This is a genomic window from Phenylobacterium sp. Root700 (genome assembly GCF_001429025.1).
Taxonomy (GTDB): Bacteria; Pseudomonadota; Alphaproteobacteria; order Caulobacterales; family Caulobacteraceae; genus Phenylobacterium.
The window spans coordinates 171,584-191,231 of the sequence record NZ_LMHT01000035.1 but is presented as its reverse complement, the minus strand read 5'-3'; the positions used below and the strand labels follow the sequence as shown (position 1 = coordinate 191,231).

Below are 19,648 nucleotides of genomic sequence, written 5' to 3'. Positions count from 1 at the left end.
AATAACAATGAAGTCTCTCATCACCACCGCGGCGGCCGCCGCTCTCGTCGCCGCCTTCGTTCCCGCCATGGCCAACGCCCAGGACACCAGCGTCACCGGCTACGGCTCGTTGGGCTACAGCCATCACGACATGGAAGGCGCCGATGTCGGCGCGATCCAGGGCCGTCTGGGCGCGCGCTTTGGCCAATATCTCGGCGTCGAGGGCGAGTTGGGCTTCGGCGTGAAAAAGGATGACGTGAGCATCGCCGGCGTGGACGGCAAGGCCAAGCTCAAGCATCAGGCCGCCATCTACGGCGTGGGCTTCCTGCCGGTCGCGCCGAACGCCGACCTCTACGCCCGCATCGGTTACGGGACCACGGAAGGCAAGGTGACCGTGCCCGGCGCCAGCGCCAGCGTCGACGGCGACAGCTGGAACTACGGCGTCGGCGGCCAGTACTTCTTTGAAGGCGGCAACGGCGTGCGCGCCGACTACACCCGTCACGACTTCACCGACGGCGGCGGCGAAGCCAACGTCTGGTCGGTGGGCTACGTGCGCAAGTTCTAAGCGCCTGAACTAGCCTGGAGAGAGAAGAGGGCCGCTCCCACCGGGAGCGGCCCTCTTTGCTTCCGACCGAGTGGGGTCGATCAGAAGCTATAGCGCAGGGTGAACCGGACGCTGCGCGGCGACTGGTAGGAACGCGGCTTGCCGTAGGACAGCACCGGCGTGCCGGGCAGGCTGCTGGTCTCGCCCTGTTCGACGACGCGGGTCACGTTGCGCTCGTTGAACAGGTTGAAGACGTCCACCGCCGCCGAGACCGAGCCGAAGCCCTCACGCTCCTGGATGATGTCGTAGGTGAGGTTGACGTCGGTGTTGGTCACCCAACCCGTGCGGCCTTGGGAACCGCGCGGGGTGAGCACGCTCTGGCCGCCCCGAATGCAGCGCCAGGCCGACGGGGTGGCGCCGGCCGAGGGATCCTCCTCGTTGAAGCCGATACAGCCGTAAGGCCGGCCCGACTGAGCGTAGAAGTTGCCGCCGATCCGAAGCTGCTCGGTGATCTGGTAGGCGCCGAACAGCTTGAAGGTATGGCGACGGTCGTTGGGCAGATAGCCGTCGGCGCCGTCAGCCAGGAAGTAGGCGTCGAAGTCCTGGGTCAGCGAGGTGTCAGTCTGGCCGATGTCCGACTTCACCGCGCCCTCATAGTTGCCCTTCGACCTGGCCAGGACGTAGGAGCCCTGGACCATCCAGAGCCCGTCGAACGGACGCTCAAACGTGAACTCCAACGCCTGGTACTTGCGCTTGGCCTCGGGCAGACGAAGGTCCTGGGCGGTCAGCGTGACCGGGGCGAGGTTGGGACCACCCGGACCATGGGCGAGGTCCAGCATCAGATCGGCGGACTTGCCTGGGTTCAGCAGGACATAGTGGCCGGTGAAGAGGTCGTTGGAACTGTCGGAGCCCGACCCGCTGGGTTGGCAGAGCGGGTTGTGGGTGCGGATGCAGTAGCGCTCGATGGCGCCGCCACGGCCAAGATCGGTGTCCTCGATGGTCGATGCCAGGTTGCGGTTGATGTAGCGCGCCCCGCCGCGCCAGCCGTCCAGGGGACCGCCCGCGAATTCATGATCGTAGCCGAGGATGAACTCCTCCTCGTACATCGGCTTGATGTTCTGGGCGCTGATCTCGCCCGGCGCCGGGGCGATCGGTCGGGCGAGGATGGCGTCGGGCCGTAGCCGCTCGCCCAGCACCGGAACGCCGTTGGCGTCCACCACCAGCGAGCCGTTGGCGTTGACGCTGACCGCCCGGAACTCCTGGTGGAAGTCTTCGCCGGACACCGCCCGGATCGAGGTGTTGGTGGCGATCGGCAGGTAGTAGCGGCCGAAGGAGCCGTAGACCTTATCGCGGCCCTCGCCGCGCGGATCCCAGGTGAAGCCCAGGCGCGGCGCGTACTGGTCATCGACCTTGATGTAGCTCAGCCCGTCGCGGTTGCGGTAGTCGTACTGGTCAAGCCGCACGCCGAGCTGGAGGGTCAGGTCCGGCGTCAGGTCCCAGGAGTCCTGGGCGTAGATGGCGGTCTGCTCGGCGTCGAATTGGCCGCCGGAGCCGAGCACGGTGCGGACGGCGAAGTCCTGGACCGGAAGCGTGGTCCCCGGCACGGCCCGGTGCAGGATGTCGAGATAGTAGCCGCCGTTGTAGCCGTGCAGGTCGGAGGAATGCAGTTCCTCCTTGTCGTAGCCGATCCGGAAATGGTGATCGCCGAGCATGTCGCGCAGGTAGAAGTCGGCGTCGACGCGGTAGGTCTTGCGCACGTCCTCGCCGACCGGCTGCAGCGGAATGGTGGTGTTGGCCGGGGTCATGAAGAGGGTCGTGCTGGTCCGGCGGTCGCGCACGCGCGGGGTGCCGACCAAGGGACCTGCATCTTCCTGGCTGGACTTGGTCTCACCATAGAGGGCCGAGAGGGTGAACCAGTCGGTGAAGGCGCCGGTGTACTTGTAGATCTGGTTGAAGCCGCCGGCTTTCTCGACATAGCCGAGGCCCTGGCCGGTGATCCCGCGGCGGACGTCGCGGTTGAAGAAGCTCTCGTCGGTGTTCGACTTGTCGGAGAAGAGCGTGGCCTCAAGCCGCTGGGTGTCGGTGATGTTCAGGTCGAACTTGGCCAGCCAGCGCGGGCTCTGGGTCTTGCGGTATTCCTGGACGCCGGTGAACAGGTTGTCGCCGCTCAGGCCCTGTGAGGCCATCGGCAGATATTCCTTCGTCGACCTCGCATTGTAGATGCCGAAGAAGAACAGGCGGTCCTTCAGGACCGGGCCGCTCAGATAGACCGAGCTGTCCAAGGTCTCCAGGCTGGCGATGTCGTTGTACAGCGTGGCGCCGGGAACCGACGCCCCGCCGGCGGTGAAGGCTTGCGGCGTATGGGTCCGCAGCGATTCCGGCGCGTAGGTGAGCGTCGCCCCGCCGTGCCATTCGTTGGAGCCCGAACGCGTGACCATGTTGACCACGCCGCCGGTGGCGCGCCCGAACTCGGCCTGATAGCCGCCGGTCTTCACATCGATGGAGGAGATCGCGTCGAACGGCAGGTCGGCGTAACCGAGCAGGTTGCGCATGTCGGTGACGTTCAGGCCGTTGATGTAATAGACGCTCTCGGCCGCCGAGGTGCCCGAGACCACCAGCGTGGTCTGGTTGCGGCGTGATCCGGCGTTGATCGTGGCGTCGGGGCGCGAGACGCCGGGCGTCAGCAGGGCGACGTTGGCGATGCTGCGTCCGACTGGAATCCGCTCGGCCAGCTCCTGCACCTCGACGGTCAGGCCGGTGTCGGTGCGGGCGAAGTCACGGACCTTGCGCACCCCGGTGACGACCAGTTCGCTGACCGCGCCCTGGGTCAGGGTGAAGGCGAAGCTCGATCCGCCGGCCGCGACGCTGACCTGTTGGGCGTCCAGGCCGTTGTAGTCGGGAGCGGTGATCTTGGCCTCATAGGGGCCGACCGCCAGCGCGTTGATCTGATAGCGGCCGTTCGCGTCGGTGGTGGTGGTCCGGGTCGCGCCCTGGCTTGAGCGCACGGTGACGTTCGCCCCGGCGATCGGCGCGCCCTTCTCGTTCTCGACGCTGCCGGTCAGGTTGCCGGAGGTGTAGTCCTGGGCGACTGCCAGGGTGGGGACGGCGAGGGTGGCGGCGACGCCGACCACCGCCACGCTCGCGAGCAGGGTCGAGGCCAGAAGCCGACCCCGGATCGTCAGGATGTTCACGTTGTTCGCTCCAGTATTAAGGAGCGGGCCCCAAGCCCGCATAGCGTGTCTCTTGTGAGGGGACACGCCGAGGTCGGGAGAGAAGTCAGGGCTTGGGAGTCGGTGAAACGACCTTGCGATAAAGGCCGTCCCCTAGGCGACAAAGCGACGAAGCGACGAAAATCGCCTCGCCGTTCGCCGACAGACGGCCGTCAGGCGGCCGCGTGGTGCATGAAGCGTCCGGCCAGGGCGCCGTCGCGCAGGAAGATGTTCACCTGCGTCGGGCGGCCAGCCTGGGCGTAGCGGGATGCGAGCGAACGCGCGGCGGCTTCGGCGCGGGCGCCGGCTTCGAACATCAACTCATTGTCGAAGGCTTCGGAACGAACCGCCCAACCGTCACCGGCGGGCGCAACAGAAATCTGCAGAGCCATACAAAGCTCCTTTACTTTACTATTTTGACGATCAGCGCCGTCCCTTCAGGGACGACACCATCAAGCAGGGCGGCGGCGCTGGAATGGCGGCCGCAAGGCGAAGTCAGGCCGGCATTCGGCTCGGATTATGATGACATCGAAGCATGGTGCTTCTTCTCGCTAGCTCTACCTTGATGCTGGGTTAGATAGGACGTCGTGCGCCGATCGCCACCCCCAGAAGTCCTGGGAGTGCACTTCAGTTTTTCGCACAGGTGATTTTCGGCTGCGCAACTGGAACGCCTGACCTGCTCGATGGCTCCCCGCACGCCTGCGACATAGTGGGGCGCGGCAGGGAGTTTTGGGGCTGAAGAGGGCGGCGTGAGGGGCGATTTGGCCCTCGACTGATGCGCGCCGGCCACGGCGCGCGCAATTGTCGAAAGATGTTTCAACTGCCCCTCGCCGGATGGTTCGGGCGCGCCCATATGCGAGCGGCGCAGGGAACCCCATGGACGCTCTCTTTCATCACGTCGCCGAGTTTATCGCCCGTCACCACGCCTGGGCGGGCGTGGCGCTGGGCGTCGTGACGCTGCTGGAGTCCCTTGTGCTGATCGGCGCCTTCATTCCGGCGACAGCGTTGATGGTGATGGCGGGCGGGCTGATCGCCGCCGGGGTTCTCGACCCGGTGCAGGTGATCTTCTGGTGTGTGGCCGGCGCGGTCATCGGCGATGCGATCTCCTACGAGCTTGGCCGCCGGCTAGGCCCCCAGACGCTGCGGCACGCCGCCTTCCGCGAGCATCGCCGCAAGATCGCGCGCACGCGCCTGTTCACCCGTCGCTACGGCGCCGCCTCGATCTTCATCGGCCGGTTCTTCGGGCCGCTGCGGGCCTTCGTGCCGCTGGTCACCGGGCTGCTGGGCATGCGCCGCCGGACCTTCCAACTCGCCAACACCGTCTCGGCGGTGGTCTGGGTGCTGGTCATCCTCGCGCCGGGCTATTTCGCCGCCAGGGGCCTGGCCGAACTTGAGGCGATGGGCGAAGCCGATCTGCTGACGATCGCCATCGCCGGCGCGGCCGTCCTGTCCGTCACCGGTTTCGCCGCCTGGCGGATACTGAAACTGCGGATGGCCCGTCAGGAAGCGGCCCTGGCCATCCTCTCCGCGCGCGCCGAGCGGCGCTAGGCCAGGTCGCAAGGCAAGCTGGAGCGAGGCGGGGCGTGAGCGCGCAGGTCATAATTCTCAACGGGGTTGGCAGCGTCGGCAAAAGCTCCACGGCCAAGGCGCTTCAGCAGATCGCCGCCGCGCCGTTCCTGCACGTTCAGATGGACGCCTTTCTCGAGATGCTGCCCGAGGCGATGGTCGGCCACCCCGACGGCATGACCTTCGAGACGTTGCAGGACGAGGGCCGGCCCTCCGTCGCCATCCACACTGGGCCGGTCTTGGACCAGACGATGCGCGGCATGCGCCACGCCATCGCCGCCATGGCCCGGCAAGGCGCCAACCTGATCGTCGACGAGGTGATGCTGGAGGCCGCCGTGCAGCAGGAGTATCGCCAGCTGCTGGCGCCGTTCGAGACCCGGTTCGTCGGGTTCTTCGCATCCCTCGACGTGCTGGAGACTCGCGAGCGCGAACGCGGCGACCGGCTGATCGGCTTGGCGCGGTGGCAGTATGATCGGGTTCACGCCGGCCAAGTCTATGACCTGGAGATCGACACGGCCACGGTGTCGCCTGCCGAATGCGCTCAATTGATCAAGGCGCGCTTCGGGCTCTAGGCCCGCCTAGGCGGAAAGCGTTTCCTGCCAGTTCGAGGCGTTGCGCAGTCTGATCCCGCTGGCGTGCAGGGTCGTGGACCACACGCCCTTCAAGGGCGAGAGGTCCTGCATCACCCGCAGTTCCACATCGTTGTCGCGCAGCGCCGTCGGCAGATGCTCGATCATTTCGCGCCCGATGGGCCGAACCGGCGAGCGCGCCACCCACATGCCGGCGTCGTCCAGACTCTCGAAGGCTTCTGCGGGCAGTTCGTACCTGACCAGCCGAGTGGTGCAGAATGCGTCGAACCAGGCCCACTCGATATGGGCGATCGCCCTGGAGGCGCGTGCGCCCCACCATCGCGCCAGATCGGTCTCGCTGGTGTCTGCTGTCGGCCACAGAAGGATGCGCGGGCACTCCCTGGGGAACAGGTACATGGGCTGGCGCTGCTCATCTATGGCCCAGACCAGCGGCCCGTTCAGCCATTCGCGACCGGGCTGCCGAACAGACGGGACCTTCACCGGCCTGGGTTCGAAAACCGCGATGTCAGGATCGTCGCTGAAGTGGAACAGCCTCATCGCAGAACTATGGATCCTCCACCGAGGCGAGCCAACGTCCATTGACCACCCTCGCGGTTCCTCGTCCTTATGCCTGCAACGCAAGGGCTTCCATGGACACGCTCTTTCATCCCGCCGCCGACTTCATCGCGCGTCATGCGGCTTGGGCGGGCGTGATGTTGGGCGTGGTGACGCTGCTTGAGTCGCTGGTCTTCCTCGGGGCCTTTGTTCCAGCGACCGCGCTGATGGTTATGGCCGGGGGCCTGATCGCCGCTGGAGACCTCGCGCCCGCGCCGGTCATCCTCTGGTGCGTCGGCGGCGCGATCATCGGCGACGCCCTGTCGTACGAGTTCGGCCGCAGGCTGGGGCCGAGCACCTTGCGACGCCCCGCGTTTCGGCCCCATCGCCGCAAGATCGCGCGGACGCGGCTGTTCATCCGCAAGCATGGGGCGGCGTCCATCTTCATCGGTCGGTTCTTCGGACCGCTGCGGGCCTTCGTGCCGCTGGGGGCAGGACTGCTGGAGATGGAGCGGCGGACGTTTCAGATGGCCAATTCGATCTCCGCGGTGATCTGGGTGCTGGTCCTGCTGACGCCGGGATACTTCAGCGCCAAGGGCTTGAAGGCGCTGGTGCTGCTCTGGGAAGGCGACCCGGCCACCATCGTGCTCGTCGCGGCGTTCGTGGTTCTGGCCGCCGGATTTGCGGTGCGTGAGGCTTTGAAACGCCGTGTGGCGCAGCCCGCCCGGCGTAGGTAGCTCCCGGCGCCATGCGGCTGACGCCGCGTCGCGCTTGACGCCCCCGGTCCTGAGGCCGACCCTGCTGTTCCAAGGGAGAAAACGCAGGTGCCTGAAGGCTTCGCAGTACAGTTCGCCGCCTCGTTCGCGGCTGTGGCCGTCCTGGTCGGTTTGGCCGCATGGGCCAGGATCGCCAAACCCATGACGCCATTGGACGACGCCCGGGTGCTCAAGCTGCTCGCCGAGGAGTTTCCCGGCCGGCCCATCGAGCGCGTCTGGGTGGCGGTCGACGGCCGCGGCGCATTGGCCAAGTCCGGCGCGGCGGCCCTGGTGCTGTGCGAAGTGGGCGACGGCTATGTGGCTCGCCACATTCCCTGGGCCCAGGCGATCGCCTCCAGCTTCCGTGACGGTGTGGTTAAGCTCGACCTCTCCGATGTCGCGGCCCCCAATGCGCGGATCGCGTTGCAGAGCTGGCCGCCGCCCTCGACCCCGCCGCACAATCGGCAGGCCGCGTGAAGCCGGTCTTCGATCCCGTCACCCTCGCGATCCCGTTCTTCATCCTGGCGATCATTCTCGAGATCGTCCTGACCCGTCTGAAGGTGGCGCGGGCGCACTATGAGACCCGTGACACCATGGCCTCGCTGGCCATGGGCCTGGGCAGCAATGTCGCGGGATTGTTGACCGCCGGCGTGGTCGTGGCCGCGACGCTCTGGTCCTATCAGCACCGGCTGTTCGACATCCCGATGACCGCGATCTGGGCCTGGGTGGCGATCTTCCTGATCGAGGACATGATCTACTACTGGTTCCACCGGCTCAGCCATGAGCGACGTTTCTGGTGGGCGGCGCATGTGAACCACCATTCGTCCCAGCACTACAACCTGTCGACCGCTCTGCGGCAGACCTGGACCGGCGGCATCGCCGGAACCTGGGTGCTGTGGTTGCCGCTGGCGTTCCTGGGCTTCCCGCCGGCGATGATCGCCATCCAGAAGGGGATCAGCCTCGTCTATCAGTTCTGGATCCACACCGAGGTCGTCGGCCGGACGCCGCGCTGGTTCGAGGCGGTGTTCAACACCCCGTCGCATCACCGGGTCCACCACGCGCGCAATCCTCGCTACCTGGACCGGAACTACGCTGGCATCCTGATCATCTGGGACAAGCTGTTCGGCACCTTCCAGCCGGAGCTGGACGAAGAGGCGTGCCGCTATGGGATCGTCAAGAACCTCAGCGGCTTCAATGTGCTGCGGGTGGCTTTTCACGAGTGGATCGCCATGGCGCAGGATGTCGTGCGCCACCCCCGCCACGCGCTGGGTTACGTCTTCGGCCCGCCGGGTTGGAGCCATGACGGCAGTCGCGACACCTCGATGACGCTGCGCGCGCAGTGGCGGGCCTCGCAGTCCGCCAAGCATCCCGACGCGGGCGTCGCCGGCGATCCCAGCACCTGATCGGCGGGGAAGCGCTCATGCGGCTGGTGCTGGTTCCCAGTCCCTTTGTCGGGGCCAACTCCTGGCGGGAGCTTGAGCGCGTCTTGCCCAATTCCGTCGTCGCAGATTATGGCGGCGTGTCTGCTCCTGATTGGTACGCGGGCGCGGCGCGGCGGATCGCTGATCAGGTGGATGTCGCGCCGTGGGTGGCGGTCCTGCACAGCAGCGCTGGCGGCTTCGCGCCGGCCCTGGCGTCGGCGTCGACGCGGCTAAGCGGCCTGATCTTTGTGGACGCCGTACTGCCGCATCCCGGCAAGAGCGCCCTCGACATCGCGCCGCAGGCGCAGATCGAGCAGCTTCGGGCGCTCACGACCGACGGCCGCCTGGCCCGGTGGAACGAATGGTTCGGTTCGGACCCGACGCCGCATTGGATCGCGGACGCCAAGGTGCGGGCGGCGTTCTTGTCCGATCTTCCTCGCGTTCCGTTCGCTTTCCTCGAAGCCGTCGCGCCGGAAGGGACGGGCTGGGAGTTGCTGCCCGCCGCCTTCATCCAACTGAGCAAGGGCTTCGAGACCAACGCTGGGCGGGCCGAGGCGCGCGGCTGGCCGGTGCGCCGGGCGAGGCTGAACCATCTTGCGATGGCCAGCGACCCGCAGGCGGTGGCCGAGCTCCTGGCGGGGCTGCCCTAGGGGGCTATCACCCCTGCACCCACAACGCTTCCATGCCCCGGAAGAAGGGCAGGGCGCGCCAGGTCGGCTCATCGCCAACCTGGCGGAGGTCGGGGAACTTCTCGAACAGCTTCACCAACGCCTGCCGGCCTTCGATGCGGGCCAGCGGCGCGCCGATGCAGATGTGGCTGCCGCCGCCGAACGCCACGTGCGGCACGTGCTTGCGGGTGATGTCGAACTGGTCGGGGTTCTCGAACACCGCCGGGTCGCGATTGGCGGCGTGCAGCGAGGTGATCACCGATTGATGCGCGGCCATCGGGCAGCCGCCGACGTCGCGCGGCTCCGACATCACCCGGTTGGTGATGGCGACCGGCGACTCAAAGCGCAGGATTTCCTCGATGGTCGCGCTGGCCAGGCTGGGATCGGCCTTCAGCTTGGCGAGTTCGCCCGGATGATTCAGCAGCAGCCAGACGCCATTGCCGATCAGGTCGGTGGTGGTCAGGTTGCCGCCGATCAGCAGGGCCGAGAGATTGACCCGGATCTCCGCATCGGAGAGCGGGACGCCCTGGGCCTGCAGGGCCACCATGTCGCTGATCAGGTCTTCCTGCGGCGCGAGGCGGCGGGCCTCCATCAGGCTGGTGAAGTAGCTCGTCAGCTTCTCCGAGCCCCATTCCATGCGCGTCGTCTCTTCGGGCGTGCGCAGCGGGTTGAGACCGAGGATCGAGGCTTCGGACCACTCACGGAATTCCCGCATCCGCTCGGCCTCGACCCCTAGGATCTGGGCGATGACCAGGATCGGGATCGGGATGGCGAGATCGCCGATCAGGTCGAAGGGCTCGGAGGCGGGCGCTTCGTCGATCACCTTGTCGATGATCGCCTCGATCTGCGGCTTCATGGCGGTGATCCGCGCATAGAACGCCTTGGCCAGCGGCAGACGGACGCGGGAGTGATCGGGTTCGTCCATCGACAGGATGCTGTCGATCCGGTCGCTCTCGTCGTCGCGATCCATCCGGCGCAGCAGCGAGCCCTCCTCGGCGTTGCTCCAGTGACGCCACAGGGTGCGGTCGTTGACGGTGTCGCGAACGTTCTCGTAGCGGGTCAGGAACCAGGTCTTCACCGGCTCGTCGCGGAAGACCGGGCACTGCTCGCGCATGTCCTTCAGCCGTTCGTGCGGGCTGACCCTGGCCACCGGATCGAAGGCCGAGGTTCCGACAATGCTGGGCGGCTGAGTCATGACGCGTCTCCCTGGTACTTTTGCCGGGATAGTGCGCTCGTTTGTCGAAATGGAAAGCCGAAAGCGCTAGTTTCCCTTACGGCATAAGGGATTTTAATCTCTCAGCAGCGGCAGGGCCAGACCCGAAACAGGGCGGGCGCTGAGGATTTCGCGGCGGAACCGGAACAGCTCGGCTGGCCGTCCGCCGGTTTCGGAATCGACCCGGCCCAGGCCCTCGACCAGTTCGGCCCGCTCCAGGGCGCGGCGGAAGTTCTGCTTGTGCAGCGGCACCCCGGCGATGGCTTCGACGGCCCGCTGCAGCGCCGAGAGCGTGAAGGCGTCGGGCATCAGCTCGAACACCACGGGGCGGTACTTCAGCTTGCCGCGCAGGCGCGACAGGGCGGTGGCCAGGATGCGCCGGTGGTCGGAGATCATCGGCTCGCCCAGCGCCGCCGCTAGGCCGGGCGAGGGGCGGGCTGGGGCCTCGGCGCGGTCGCGGGCGGCTTCGGAGGCGAGACCCGCCTCATAGAGCAGCTCGTAGCGTTCCAGCACCCGTTCCTCGTTCCACGGCGCGCCCTCCAGGGCGAAGGCCAGCCGGGCGCGCGACAGTTTCTCCACGCTGCCGTCGGCCCAGCAACGCAGAGCCGGTTCGATTTCGCCCAGCGCTTCGGGGCGGCCCTCGCGCCAGTCCTCATAGGGGAAGAACCGCGTCCAGCTGGCCCAGCCGGTGTCGGGGGCGGTGGTGTCGACGGCGTTGGGCGTCAGGGCCAGGTAGCCGACCGACAGCACTCGCGCCGCGCCCAGTTCCTTGCCCATGTCGGCCAGCGGCGCGTCGCGGCCCTTGTCGCCAAAAGTGTAGAGCTGCTCCACATAGCCCAGGTCGAACCGGGTCTGGGCGGTCACGAAGGCGCGCAGCGCCAGTTCGAAGGTCCGATGGCCGTCTGGATCGAAGGGGCCGAAGGGCAGGCCGGCGGGTTGTCCCGGCGGGCGCACGGTCAGCACCGCTGCATCGCCGTCGCGGATCGCCACCACCACGGCGGACAGGCCGATGACGACCGCGGCCGGGTCCATCAGTACCGAACCGCGAAGTCGAAGGGGACGCCGACGCCGGAATATTCGTAGTCGCCCATCGCCTCCACCGCCTCGACCATCCGGCCGCGACGGCCCAGCACGTCGTCGGCCAGGGCCACGATGCGCCGGTTCGGATAGGCGTGCTTGGCGGCCTGACGCATGGTGAGCGCGATGGCGCGTTCATCGACGCTTGGATTGCGATCGCAGGCCAGGACGAAGGCGCTGGCGCTGGAGCGGCTGATGCCGGCCCAGCAGTGGACGATCATCGGGGCGGTTTCGTCCCAGGTGCGCCCGAAGGCCAGCAGTCGGCGGACCAGATCATCGCTGGGCAGGATCAGGCCTTCGGTCGGCTCGGCGATGTCGTTCACCGACAGCTTCAGATGGCGATCGGGCGACAGGCCGTCCGGCGTCGGGATCATGCTGGCGGCGTCCAGCAGGGTGATGACGTGGGACGGCGCCCGCGCGGCGATCAGTCCGGGCACCTCGGCCAATCCGCAGACAATCAGGGTCATTCAGCTACTCGGTGTCGAAGGCCGAAGCGCCAGATGCGAATCCGGCCGCTTCGGAGAGGACATGATAGCGCTGAATGTAACGGGTTTGCGCTTGCGCCGCCGAGAGCGGCTCGATCACCAGATCGTAGCCGACCGGTGGGGCGTCAAAGAATTCCAACGCCTCGCGGTGATTGAACCCGGCCAGCTGCGTGGCCTCGAAGAAGGCGCAGGCGCGGTCGGCCGTCTTGATCAGCTTCTTGATGGCCAGCGGCGTCTTGGCCGGAATGCCGAAGCGGATGTGGATCGCCGTCTCCAGCCGTTCCTCGAAGATCTTGTAGTCCAGGCCCAGCGCCGCCTTGAACGGGCTGATCATGTCGCCGATCACATATTCCGAGGCGTCGTGCAGCAGCGCCGCGAGCCGCCATTTCGGCTCGATGTCCGGCTGGATGTGGGCGCAAATCTCTTCGACGACCACCGAATGCTGGGCCACCGAGAAGGCGTGTTCACCGATCGTCTGGCCGTTCCAGCGCGCGACGCGGGCCAGGCCGTGGGCGATATCCTCGATCTCGATATCCATGGGAGACGGGTCGAGCAGATCGAGCCTCCGTCCCGATAACATCCTCTGCCAGGCGCGAGGTTCCTTGCCCGTTGGACGCAGCCCTTTCCTCACCGATGCGTTCCCCTTCATGGTCAAGGTCGTGAACTGACCCAGGACTTGCCAAAGATCAATGCGCGGCATGAGCTTCGGGTCCATCTTGGCTGCGTAGGTTGAGCAAGGGAAAGAACATGAGCTGGGCTAGGATCATGGCGCCGCTGTCGGGCGGCGAGGGGGACAAGACCGCTATCGCCGCTGCAACCAAGCTGGCGGAGCCTTTCGGCGCCGAGCTTGCCTGCGTCTACACGCCGGCCGATGTCGCCGATGTCATGCCCTGGATGGGCGAGGGCTTTCTGGGCGGTATCCAGACCACGGCCCTGGAATCCCTGAAGGAAGCCGCCGAGGCCGGCGAGAAGAACGCTCGCGCCGCCGTCGCCGCGATTCCCTACGCCAAGAGCCAGTTCATCTCGCTCCAGACCCCGGTGTGGGCCGGCTTGTCGGCCGAGAGCCGGCTTTCCGATGTGGTGGTGTTCAACAACGATCCGGCCCGTGGTCGAGGCCCCCTGGCCGAGGCGTTCCAGCAGATGGTCGCCGACGAACAACGTCCGGTGCTGATCGCGCGTGAAGGGTTCAGCGTCGGCGGGCCTGTGGCGGTGGCCTGGGACGGCGGCAAGGAGGCCTCGCGCGCCGCGCGCCTGGCGCTGCCGCTGCTGGAGAAGGCCCCGCACGTCGTGATCCTGGCCGCGCCCAAGGCGACCTCGCGCAGCTTCGACCCCTACCGGCTCCAGGCCTATTACGCCGCGCGCGGGGTCAAGGCCGATGTCGACATCCTGCCCGACAGCGGTGATGCGGCGCCTCTGCTGCTCTACGCCGCTCGCAAGGCGGGCGCCGATATCCTCGTCGCCGGCGCCTTCGGCCATCCGCGCCTGCAGGAGTTCATCTTCGGCGGCACGACGCGGACCCTGCTGAGCGCCGATCACCCGTCGCTCTTCCTTTCTCACTAAGCCCGAGGTTCAGGTCATGACCCTGTCGCGTATCGTCATGCGGCTTGCCCGCAATCCTGGCACGGAGTTCTCGGGCGGCGACGACCATCGGGGCTATGCGCTCACCGCGCCGCTGACCGCCGACGGGATGTTGGATGAGGCGGCCTATTCCAAGGCCAAGGGGGTCTGCCTGGTGCGCCGTTTCGCACCCGACGAGGACGCCATGGACGGGCGGTTGATGCGTCGCGGCAGTCGTTGGTTCTTCGACTACGACGAGGATGACGCCGCCGACGACGAGCCGGTGCATCGCCTGGGCGAGCACCGTTTCGCGGTCGGTGAGTACGTCACCGTCACCGACGAGGACGGCCGGCCGCTGACCTACAAGGTCGTGGAGGTTCAGCCGGCCGGCTAAACTGGATCAGACCCCGCCGTTGCGGCGCACCAGTTCGCGGACGTCGTGATTGATGCGGTCGCCGGATTCGGTGTCGATCTTCGAGCGCACCTTGGCGATGGTCAGCGGGCCGCTCTTGGGTCCGCCGGCCTCGTAGCCGACATAGCGATAACCGGCGGGCAGATCCTTGCCGGTGTAGATGAAGGTCGCGCGCAGGCCGCGCTTCTCACGCGAAAGCGCTTCTCCGCGCATGCGGACGTCGCGATAGATGTTGACCACGGTGTCGTCGCCATCGGCGTCGACCTTCAGCGGCCCGATGCGGACATTGGCCTTGTCGCCGTCGGCGACGATGTGGACGCCAGGCAGGTTGACCTCCGCGGCGTCGCTGTTGTCGTCACCCTCGTGGTCGCTATCGCCGTCCAGGCTGATGCCGGCGTCGGCGGCGGCCTCGGATTGGACGCGGGCCACCTCGGCGGCGACGGCGTTGACGTTCGCCTTGGCGGCTGTCGCGTCGGCTATCTTGGCGCTGACATCGGCTTGAGCGGCCTCGGCGTCGGGGGTCATGGGGCCAGGCGTGCTGCGCAGGAGCGTCTCGACCTTGGCCAGGGTGGCCTGGGCGTCCCCGACGATGGGAACCAGTTCCAGGCTGACCTCGGCGCCGTCGGCCGAGCGATAGGCGCAGCTCTTGCCGTCCTGCTCGATGCTCACCCGTGTGAGGTCGCCTTCGGTGACAGGGCAGTCGAGCTTGGCCACGGCGTGCGATGCGCCCTGGCAGCCTGCGAGCGTCAGGGCTGAGGCCGCGATCAGCAGGGTCGTTTTCATGAAAAAGGCTCCGGTCGGTTCATGTCGAACCTGACCGGAGCCCTTTGTAACGTCGAGTGAATTCGGCGTAAGCCTATTGCTGGCCGGGACGGGTGCCGGCGCCTTCGCGACGGGCCAGGAAGGCCAGGCGCTCGAACAGATGGACGTCCTGCTCGTTCTTCAGCAGCGCGCCATGCAGCGGCGGGATCAGCTTGGTCGGATCGCGTTCCTTCAGGGCGTCAGCGTCGATGTCCTCGACCATCAGCAGCTTCAGCCAGTCGAGCAGTTCGGAGGTCGACGGCTTCTTCTTCAGGCCCGGAACTTTGCGCATGTCGTAGAAGATGCGCAGCGCCTCAGCGACCAGCTTCTGCTTGATGCCCGGATAATGGACCTCGACGATCTCGTTCATCGTCTCGGCTTCCGGGAAGCGGATGTAGTGGAAGAAACAGCGGCGCAGGAAGGCGTCCGGCAGTTCCTTCTCGTTGTTCGAGGTGATGATCACGATCGGGCGGATCTCGGCCTTGATCGTCTCATTGGTCTCGTAGACGTAGAATTCCATCCGATCGAGCTCCTGCAGGAGGTCGTTCGGGAATTCGATGTCGGCCTTGTCGATCTCGTCGATCAGCAGGATCGGGCGCTTGTCGGAGGTGAAGGCCTCCCAGAGCTTGCCCTTCTTGATGTAGTTCTTGACGTCCTTCACGCGCTCGTCGCCCAGCTGGCTGTCGCGCAGGCGGGTCACGGCGTCGTATTCGTAGAGGCCCTGATGGGCCTTGGTCGTCGACTTGATGTGCCAGGTGATCAGCTCGGCGCCGAGCGCCTTGGCGATCTCATAGGCCAGAACCGTCTTGCCGGTGCCGGGTTCGCCCTTGATCAATAGGGGGCGTTCCAGCGCGACCGCGGCGTTGACCGCGACCTTTAGATCTTCAGTGGCGACGTAATTGTCGGTGCCTTCAAAACGCTGGCTCATTCGGGCTCCCCAGGAGCGGGCATAGAATGAAGCCCGCTTTCGAACAAATGTTTCAACTGGAGCCAAACTAAAGGCGTGCGCAGGACATTCAAGCTGATTGAGCGTCGCGCGGCGGCCTTTATGACAACGGTCTCTGTGATGTTCAGTCGCGCCGGGGCGAGATGGAGACCGGATCGGAGGCGGGGAAAGTCTCCTTGAGGCCCTCGTCCAGCGCATTTTCCGTGCGCGGATCACGGTTATCTTCAATGTCCCCGGGGGCGATGGCGCGCCGCGCATAGCCCATGCGCTCAAGATCCTCGTCGCTCAGGCCCTTGGACTGAAAGTTCGTGAAGTCGTCTTCGCCGCCGCTCACCAAGCCGGCGTCGGCCACCTCGTCCAGGCCGTCTATCGAATCAGGATCCAGTTGATCGTCGTCGAAGGCGTCGTCGTCTTCGTCATCGTCGGCGGCCGCCGTGCGATAATGAAGTTCGTCGTCTTCCTCCGGATCGTCGCCGTCGAACGCGTCCTCATCGAACTCGTTGGCGTCGAGCGCCAAGGCCTCGTCCTCGTCGCGGTCGCCATCGGCGCGGGTGAGATCGAGAACCTCGGGCAACTCCTCGAAGGTTCGGATCTCGGCCAGGTCTTCACGGTCGTCGAGATTGTCCTCGTCGAAGGCCTCGGCGCTGTCTTGTTCGTCGTAGCCGTCCTGCATGCCGGGCATGGGGTGGTTCCTGACATCGGGCGCCCGCAGACGCCCTTCGCCTCATCAACCCGCCGCGGCCAGTCGTGTTCCACCCTGAACATGTTCGGCCAGGGCCTTGGCCGTCTCGTCCATGACGTCGGTCCAAGTCCCGAGCTTGGCGCCCGAGAGAACCTTGGTCTGGCTGTACCAGGGATAGCTGTGGTCCGTGCCCAGCCGCGGCCAGGCCCTGGGCGTGCTGATCAGCCAGCAAGGTGCGCCCACGGCCGCGGCCAGGTTGAAGCTCGCATTGGATATGCCGACCACCAGATCGAGGGCGGCCGACAAGGCGGCGACGTCGTCGAGGTCGTTCTTCAGGTCGATGCCAGGCGGCTGGAAGATGTCGACGCCGAGCTTGCGCCGGGCGAACTCCAGGTGCTCGGCGTTGTCGCCATACTGGAGATTGATGAAGCTGGCGCCCGGCGTCCGCAAGACCGGCTCCCACTGCTCAAACGGCGAGAAGGCGAGGCGGCGGTTCGTGCTAATGATCAAGCTGGTCCACAAGAGGCCGACCTTGACGCCCGGTAGCTGGGAAAGCACCTCGCGCCAGTGCTCCACGCGGACCGGGTCGGCGCGCATGAACCCCTGCGGCCTGTTGGGGAACGACTCCACCGACGGGCGGTAGTGCTCGAGCAGGGCGGCCATCGGGGCCCAGTAGTCGACATCGGCCCAGTCCTTGATGAACGGGGCGGTGCGATAGGCGCGGCCCTCGCGCATGAGGGTCACGTGCGCGCCGATGCGGGCGTCGGGGAAGCTGCGCTGGAACAGGGGCAGCAGGCGCTCGGTCACGGCCAGGGTCAATCGCCCGCCAGGACCGAGGTCGGCGATGGCGTCTTCCAGGGCGTTGGCGAAGAGGACTTCGTCGCCCAGTCCCTGTTCGCCGAAGATCATCAGGTGGCGCCCGGCGATCTCGGTTCCGGGCTGCCAGCGTGGACGGTTGGTCAGGAAGTGGACCGGTTCGCTGAAGGTCGGTTCGAGGCGTGCGGCGTAATATTTCCAGCCCTGCGGCAGATCGCCGCGCGCCAGCAGCATGGACCCGGCCGAGAAGCGCATCATCGTCGCGTCTTCCGGAACCTCGGCGAGGGGAATCGCTCGCAGGGTCTGGTCGATGCCGTCCTGTTCGGAGCCCTTGGCGAACTGGACGCCGCCCAGATTGTGCATCGCCTTGGCGTAGCCGGGGTTCAGCCGCAGAGCCTCAGCGTAGAAGGTTTCGGCCTGATCGGCGTCGCCCTGGTCGCCCAACACCGTGCCCAGCGTCACCCACAGAATGGACTCGGCGGGATGGGCCATGAGGGAGGGGCGCAGGATGTCGATGGCGTCCTGGTAACGCATCTGGCGGCGGAGGAGGGCGCCTAGGTTGTTCGACGCCTCGGGCGCGGCCGGTCTGAGCGCCAGGCTGTGGCGGAACAGCGCCTCGGCCTGCGGCCACATCTCCATGCGATAGGCTAAGCGGCCGAGATCGTTGGCGATTTCCGAGCTTTCCGGGCCAAGGGCCAGGGCGCGTTCATAGGCGTCAAGCGCGCCGGCCCGGTCGTCCAGCTTGTCACGCGCGATGCCGAGCAAATGCCAGGAATGGAGAATGCCCTGGTCGTACTTGATCGCCTGGAGGGCGCAGGCTTCGGCCTCTTTGAACTTGTTGTCGCGGGCGTAGAGGAGGCCCTTCTTCACATGGCGTAGGGCCGCCCTCATCGTCTTCATGGACGAGACTTCGTCCTGAATCCGGGCAAGCGCCTCGCGAGAGGCGGCGTTGCCGATAGGGCCGCTCTCGAATGGGGATTTACGCACCTGCGAAGTCACCTTGCCTGAAAATACTCGAAATCGATCTGACCGGACCTTGTGAAATCATGCTTAACGGTCCGCTAATGGGGTCTGGGAGGATCGCCGCCGCAAGAAGCGGTTAACCCCTCGCAGCTAGCGTGAGCTCAACCGCATTGCGGACCGCTTCGAGACTTGGGCGACACGCCTCTATTGGAGACTGAGGAATGCCGCTCAAATTGTCGCTGAAGCCTGGAGAGAAGTTCGTTCTCAACGGAGCCGTGGTGCAGAACGGGGATCGTCGGACGACCTTGGTGCTGCAGAACAAGGCGTCGGTCCTGCGCGAGAAAGATATCATGCAGCCGGACGAAGCGGTGACGCCGTCCAGGCGCATCTATTTCCCGATGATGATGATGTATCTCGAGGATGGCACGAACAATCGTTACTACGATGAGTTCGCCGAGCGCCTGACCGAGTTCATGGGAGTTATTCGGAACCCGGAAGTATTGGCGGACTGTGTCGCCATCTCCAAGCACGCCATGTCGCGCGAGTATTATAAAGCGCTTATGATGTGCCGGAAGTTGATCGAATACGAAGACGAGAGGTTGGGGAATGTCGCTTCGAGCCTACCAGCAAGCAGCCACCAGAGCTGAGGCTCCGAAGGATGCGGAGTATCGGCTGTTCGGCCAGGTGACGCGCGCGCTTGTCGTTGCGTCCGAGGCGCCGGTCACCGACTTCGCGGCTCGGATTGATGCGATCGATTGGAACCGGCGTCTTTGGTCGACGCTGGCCCGAGACTGCTCGGAACCCTCGAATGGGCTGCCGCCGCAGGTGCGCGCCAGCATCATTTCGCTCAGCCTCTTTATCGGTAAGCATTCCAGCGAAGTGATGCGGGGTGAGGACAACTTCGACACCCTCATCGAGATCAACAAGAACATGATGCAGGCTCTTGGGCAAAAGGCGGCGTCGCCCGTCGCGGCCTGACAGCCTCCAGAATCCTATCGTTTTATGCAGCGCCGGCCCTCGTGGTCGGCGTTTTGCGTTTGGGCGCCATTTGCATGGTGGGCGATAGTTGCCGATCGGCAAAAAGTGCCGAGCAAACCGGTAATTATTGCCGTGCCGTTCCGGGATTCGGCCCCGCGGACATGGTTTCCGCCGCGTAAACGCGAAATTTCCAATAAATACAATGGGTTATGAGGCCCCCGGAGTGGCCTGACGATTGCTTGGATAGCGTCGGGCAAAACGCCTCCGGCAGTCAAAATGACGTCGGTCCCTGAGAAAAGGATCTAGTTCAATGGCGATGAATTCCGTCAACACGAACGCCGGCGCGATGATTGCGCTGCAAAACCTGAACTCCACCAATAAGGACCTCGGCACGGTCCAAGGCCGTATCAACACCGGTCTGAAGATCGCCACCGCCAAGGACAACGGCGCCG

At 65.9% G+C, this 19,648-nt stretch carries 22 protein-coding genes and 1 pseudogene; 12 read left to right on the top strand and 11 right to left on the bottom strand.

All coding sequences use genetic code 11. The annotated features are described in order from the left end of the window. Positions 1–7 precede the first annotated feature (7 nt). Positions 8–544 (top strand): porin family protein, encoded by a 537-nt coding sequence (locus ASE02_RS20630; protein ID WP_056736963.1) that lies wholly within the window; start codon positions 8–10, stop codon positions 542–544. 80 nt (positions 545–624) lie between these two features. Here the strand turns inward: ASE02_RS20630 and ASE02_RS20625 are convergent, their stop codons facing one another. Both ASE02_RS20625 and ASE02_RS20620 read right to left on the bottom strand, forming a co-directional pair. Further along, the gene (locus ASE02_RS20625; protein WP_056736961.1) at positions 625–3,714 is read right to left on the bottom strand and encodes a TonB-dependent receptor; all 3,090 of its coding nucleotides are present in this window, start codon (positions 3,712–3,714) and stop codon (positions 625–627) included. 191 nt (positions 3,715–3,905) lie between these two features. Beyond that, positions 3,906–4,124: a hypothetical protein gene (locus tag ASE02_RS20620; protein WP_056736959.1), complete on the bottom strand. Its 219-nt coding sequence runs from the start codon at positions 4,122–4,124 to the stop codon at positions 3,906–3,908. 484 nt (positions 4,125–4,608) lie between these two features. On the opposite strand from ASE02_RS20620, the gene ASE02_RS20615 reads away from it, so the two are divergent. Together ASE02_RS20615 and ASE02_RS20610 are read left to right on the top strand one after the other, a co-directional pair. Then, positions 4,609–5,280: a DedA family protein gene (locus ASE02_RS20615; protein ID WP_056736957.1), complete on the top strand. Its 672-nt coding sequence runs from the start codon at positions 4,609–4,611 to the stop codon at positions 5,278–5,280. Between the two features lie 35 nt (positions 5,281–5,315). Further along, entirely contained in the window at positions 5,316–5,870 is a 555-nt protein-coding gene (locus ASE02_RS20610; RefSeq protein WP_056736956.1) for a chloramphenicol phosphotransferase CPT family protein, read from the top strand. Positions 5,871–5,876: 6 nt separating this feature from the next. On the opposite strand, the gene ASE02_RS20605 is transcribed toward ASE02_RS20610, so the two are convergent. Further along, entirely contained in the window at positions 5,877–6,425 is a 549-nt protein-coding gene (locus ASE02_RS20605; RefSeq protein WP_056736954.1) for a DUF6886 family protein, read from the bottom strand. A 92-nt stretch (positions 6,426–6,517) separates the two neighbouring features. Here ASE02_RS20605 and ASE02_RS20600 point away from each other — a divergent pair, with 92 nt between their 5' ends. The 4 genes from ASE02_RS20600 to ASE02_RS20585 all read left to right on the top strand — a co-directional run bounded on the left by ASE02_RS20600 (position 6,518) and on the right by ASE02_RS20585 (position 9,248). Then, positions 6,518–7,159 (top strand): DedA family protein, encoded by a 642-nt coding sequence (locus ASE02_RS20600; RefSeq protein WP_056736952.1) that lies wholly within the window; start codon positions 6,518–6,520, stop codon positions 7,157–7,159. Between the two features lie 87 nt (positions 7,160–7,246). Next, entirely contained in the window at positions 7,247–7,654 is a 408-nt protein-coding gene (locus ASE02_RS20595; RefSeq protein ID WP_056736950.1) for a hypothetical protein, read from the top strand. Continuing rightward, positions 7,651–8,580, top strand: coding sequence for a sterol desaturase family protein (locus tag ASE02_RS20590; protein WP_056736948.1), 930 nt, complete (start codon positions 7,651–7,653; stop codon positions 8,578–8,580). Before ASE02_RS20595 ends, ASE02_RS20590 begins: the two co-directional genes overlap by 4 nt. A 17-nt stretch (positions 8,581–8,597) precedes the next feature. Further along, the gene (locus ASE02_RS20585) at positions 8,598–9,248 is read left to right on the top strand and encodes a hypothetical protein (RefSeq protein ID WP_056736946.1); all 651 of its coding nucleotides are present in this window, start codon (positions 8,598–8,600) and stop codon (positions 9,246–9,248) included. Between the two features lie 7 nt (positions 9,249–9,255). Here the strand turns inward: ASE02_RS20585 and ASE02_RS20580 are convergent, their stop codons facing one another. The 4 genes from ASE02_RS20580 to ASE02_RS20565 all read right to left on the bottom strand — a co-directional run bounded on the left by ASE02_RS20580 (position 9,256) and on the right by ASE02_RS20565 (position 12,672). Beyond that, positions 9,256–10,461 (bottom strand): cytochrome P450, encoded by a 1,206-nt coding sequence (locus tag ASE02_RS20580; RefSeq protein ID WP_056736944.1) that lies wholly within the window; start codon positions 10,459–10,461, stop codon positions 9,256–9,258. Positions 10,462–10,554: 93 nt separating this feature from the next. Next, the gene (locus tag ASE02_RS20575) at positions 10,555–11,511 is read right to left on the bottom strand and encodes a hypothetical protein (protein ID WP_056736943.1); all 957 of its coding nucleotides are present in this window, start codon (positions 11,509–11,511) and stop codon (positions 10,555–10,557) included. Continuing rightward, complete coding sequence (locus tag ASE02_RS20570) at positions 11,511–12,023, bottom strand: tyrosine phosphatase family protein (protein ID WP_056736941.1); 513 nt, start codon at positions 12,021–12,023, stop codon at positions 11,511–11,513. Before ASE02_RS20570 ends, ASE02_RS20575 begins: the two co-directional genes overlap by 1 nt. A gap of 4 nt (positions 12,024–12,027) precedes the next feature. Beyond that, complete coding sequence (locus ASE02_RS20565) at positions 12,028–12,672, bottom strand: YfbR-like 5'-deoxynucleotidase (protein WP_369818607.1); 645 nt, start codon at positions 12,670–12,672, stop codon at positions 12,028–12,030. 116 nt (positions 12,673–12,788) lie between these two features. Here ASE02_RS20565 and ASE02_RS20560 point away from each other — a divergent pair, with 116 nt between their 5' ends. Together ASE02_RS20560 and ASE02_RS20555 are read left to right on the top strand one after the other, a co-directional pair. Continuing rightward, entirely contained in the window at positions 12,789–13,601 is an 813-nt protein-coding gene (locus ASE02_RS20560; RefSeq protein WP_056736939.1) for a universal stress protein, read from the top strand. Between the two features lie 16 nt (positions 13,602–13,617). After that, on the top strand, positions 13,618–13,992 hold the full coding sequence (locus ASE02_RS20555) for a hypothetical protein (protein ID WP_056736937.1): 375 nt from the start codon (positions 13,618–13,620) through the stop codon (positions 13,990–13,992). A 6-nt stretch (positions 13,993–13,998) separates the two neighbouring features. Here the strand turns inward: ASE02_RS20555 and ASE02_RS20550 are convergent, their stop codons facing one another. The 4 genes from ASE02_RS20550 to ASE02_RS20535 all read right to left on the bottom strand — a co-directional run bounded on the left by ASE02_RS20550 (position 13,999) and on the right by ASE02_RS20535 (position 18,155). Continuing rightward, positions 13,999–14,793, bottom strand: a complete 795-nt coding sequence (locus tag ASE02_RS20550; RefSeq protein ID WP_056736935.1) for a hypothetical protein — start codon at positions 14,791–14,793, stop codon at positions 13,999–14,001. Positions 14,794–14,866: 73 nt separating this feature from the next. Continuing rightward, positions 14,867–15,739 carry a MoxR family ATPase gene (locus ASE02_RS20545; RefSeq protein ID WP_056736933.1) on the bottom strand — a complete coding sequence of 291 codons (873 nt, stop codon included), beginning with the start codon at positions 15,737–15,739 and terminating at the stop codon, positions 14,867–14,869. Between the two features lie 142 nt (positions 15,740–15,881). After that, entirely contained in the window at positions 15,882–16,439 is a 558-nt protein-coding gene (locus ASE02_RS20540; protein ID WP_056736931.1) for a hypothetical protein, read from the bottom strand. A gap of 45 nt (positions 16,440–16,484) precedes the next feature. Then, a complete protein-coding gene (locus ASE02_RS20535) occupies positions 16,485–18,155 on the bottom strand; it encodes a tetratricopeptide repeat protein (RefSeq protein WP_056736929.1) in 1,671 nt (556 codons plus the stop codon). 284 nt (positions 18,156–18,439) lie between these two features. On the opposite strand from ASE02_RS20535, the gene flbT reads away from it, so the two are divergent. From flbT to ASE02_RS22155, 3 genes and pseudogenes are all read left to right on the top strand, one after another. Further along, positions 18,440–18,865, top strand: coding sequence for a flagellar biosynthesis repressor FlbT (gene flbT, locus ASE02_RS20530; protein ID WP_056736927.1), 426 nt, complete (start codon positions 18,440–18,442; stop codon positions 18,863–18,865). Then, positions 18,825–19,196: a flagellar biosynthesis regulator FlaF gene (gene flaF, locus ASE02_RS20525; protein WP_056736925.1), complete on the top strand. Its 372-nt coding sequence runs from the start codon at positions 18,825–18,827 to the stop codon at positions 19,194–19,196. Before flbT ends, flaF begins: the two co-directional genes overlap by 41 nt. Positions 19,197–19,506: 310 nt before the next feature. After that, positions 19,507–19,648: pseudogene (locus ASE02_RS22155) on the top strand (flagellin); the annotation flags it as partial.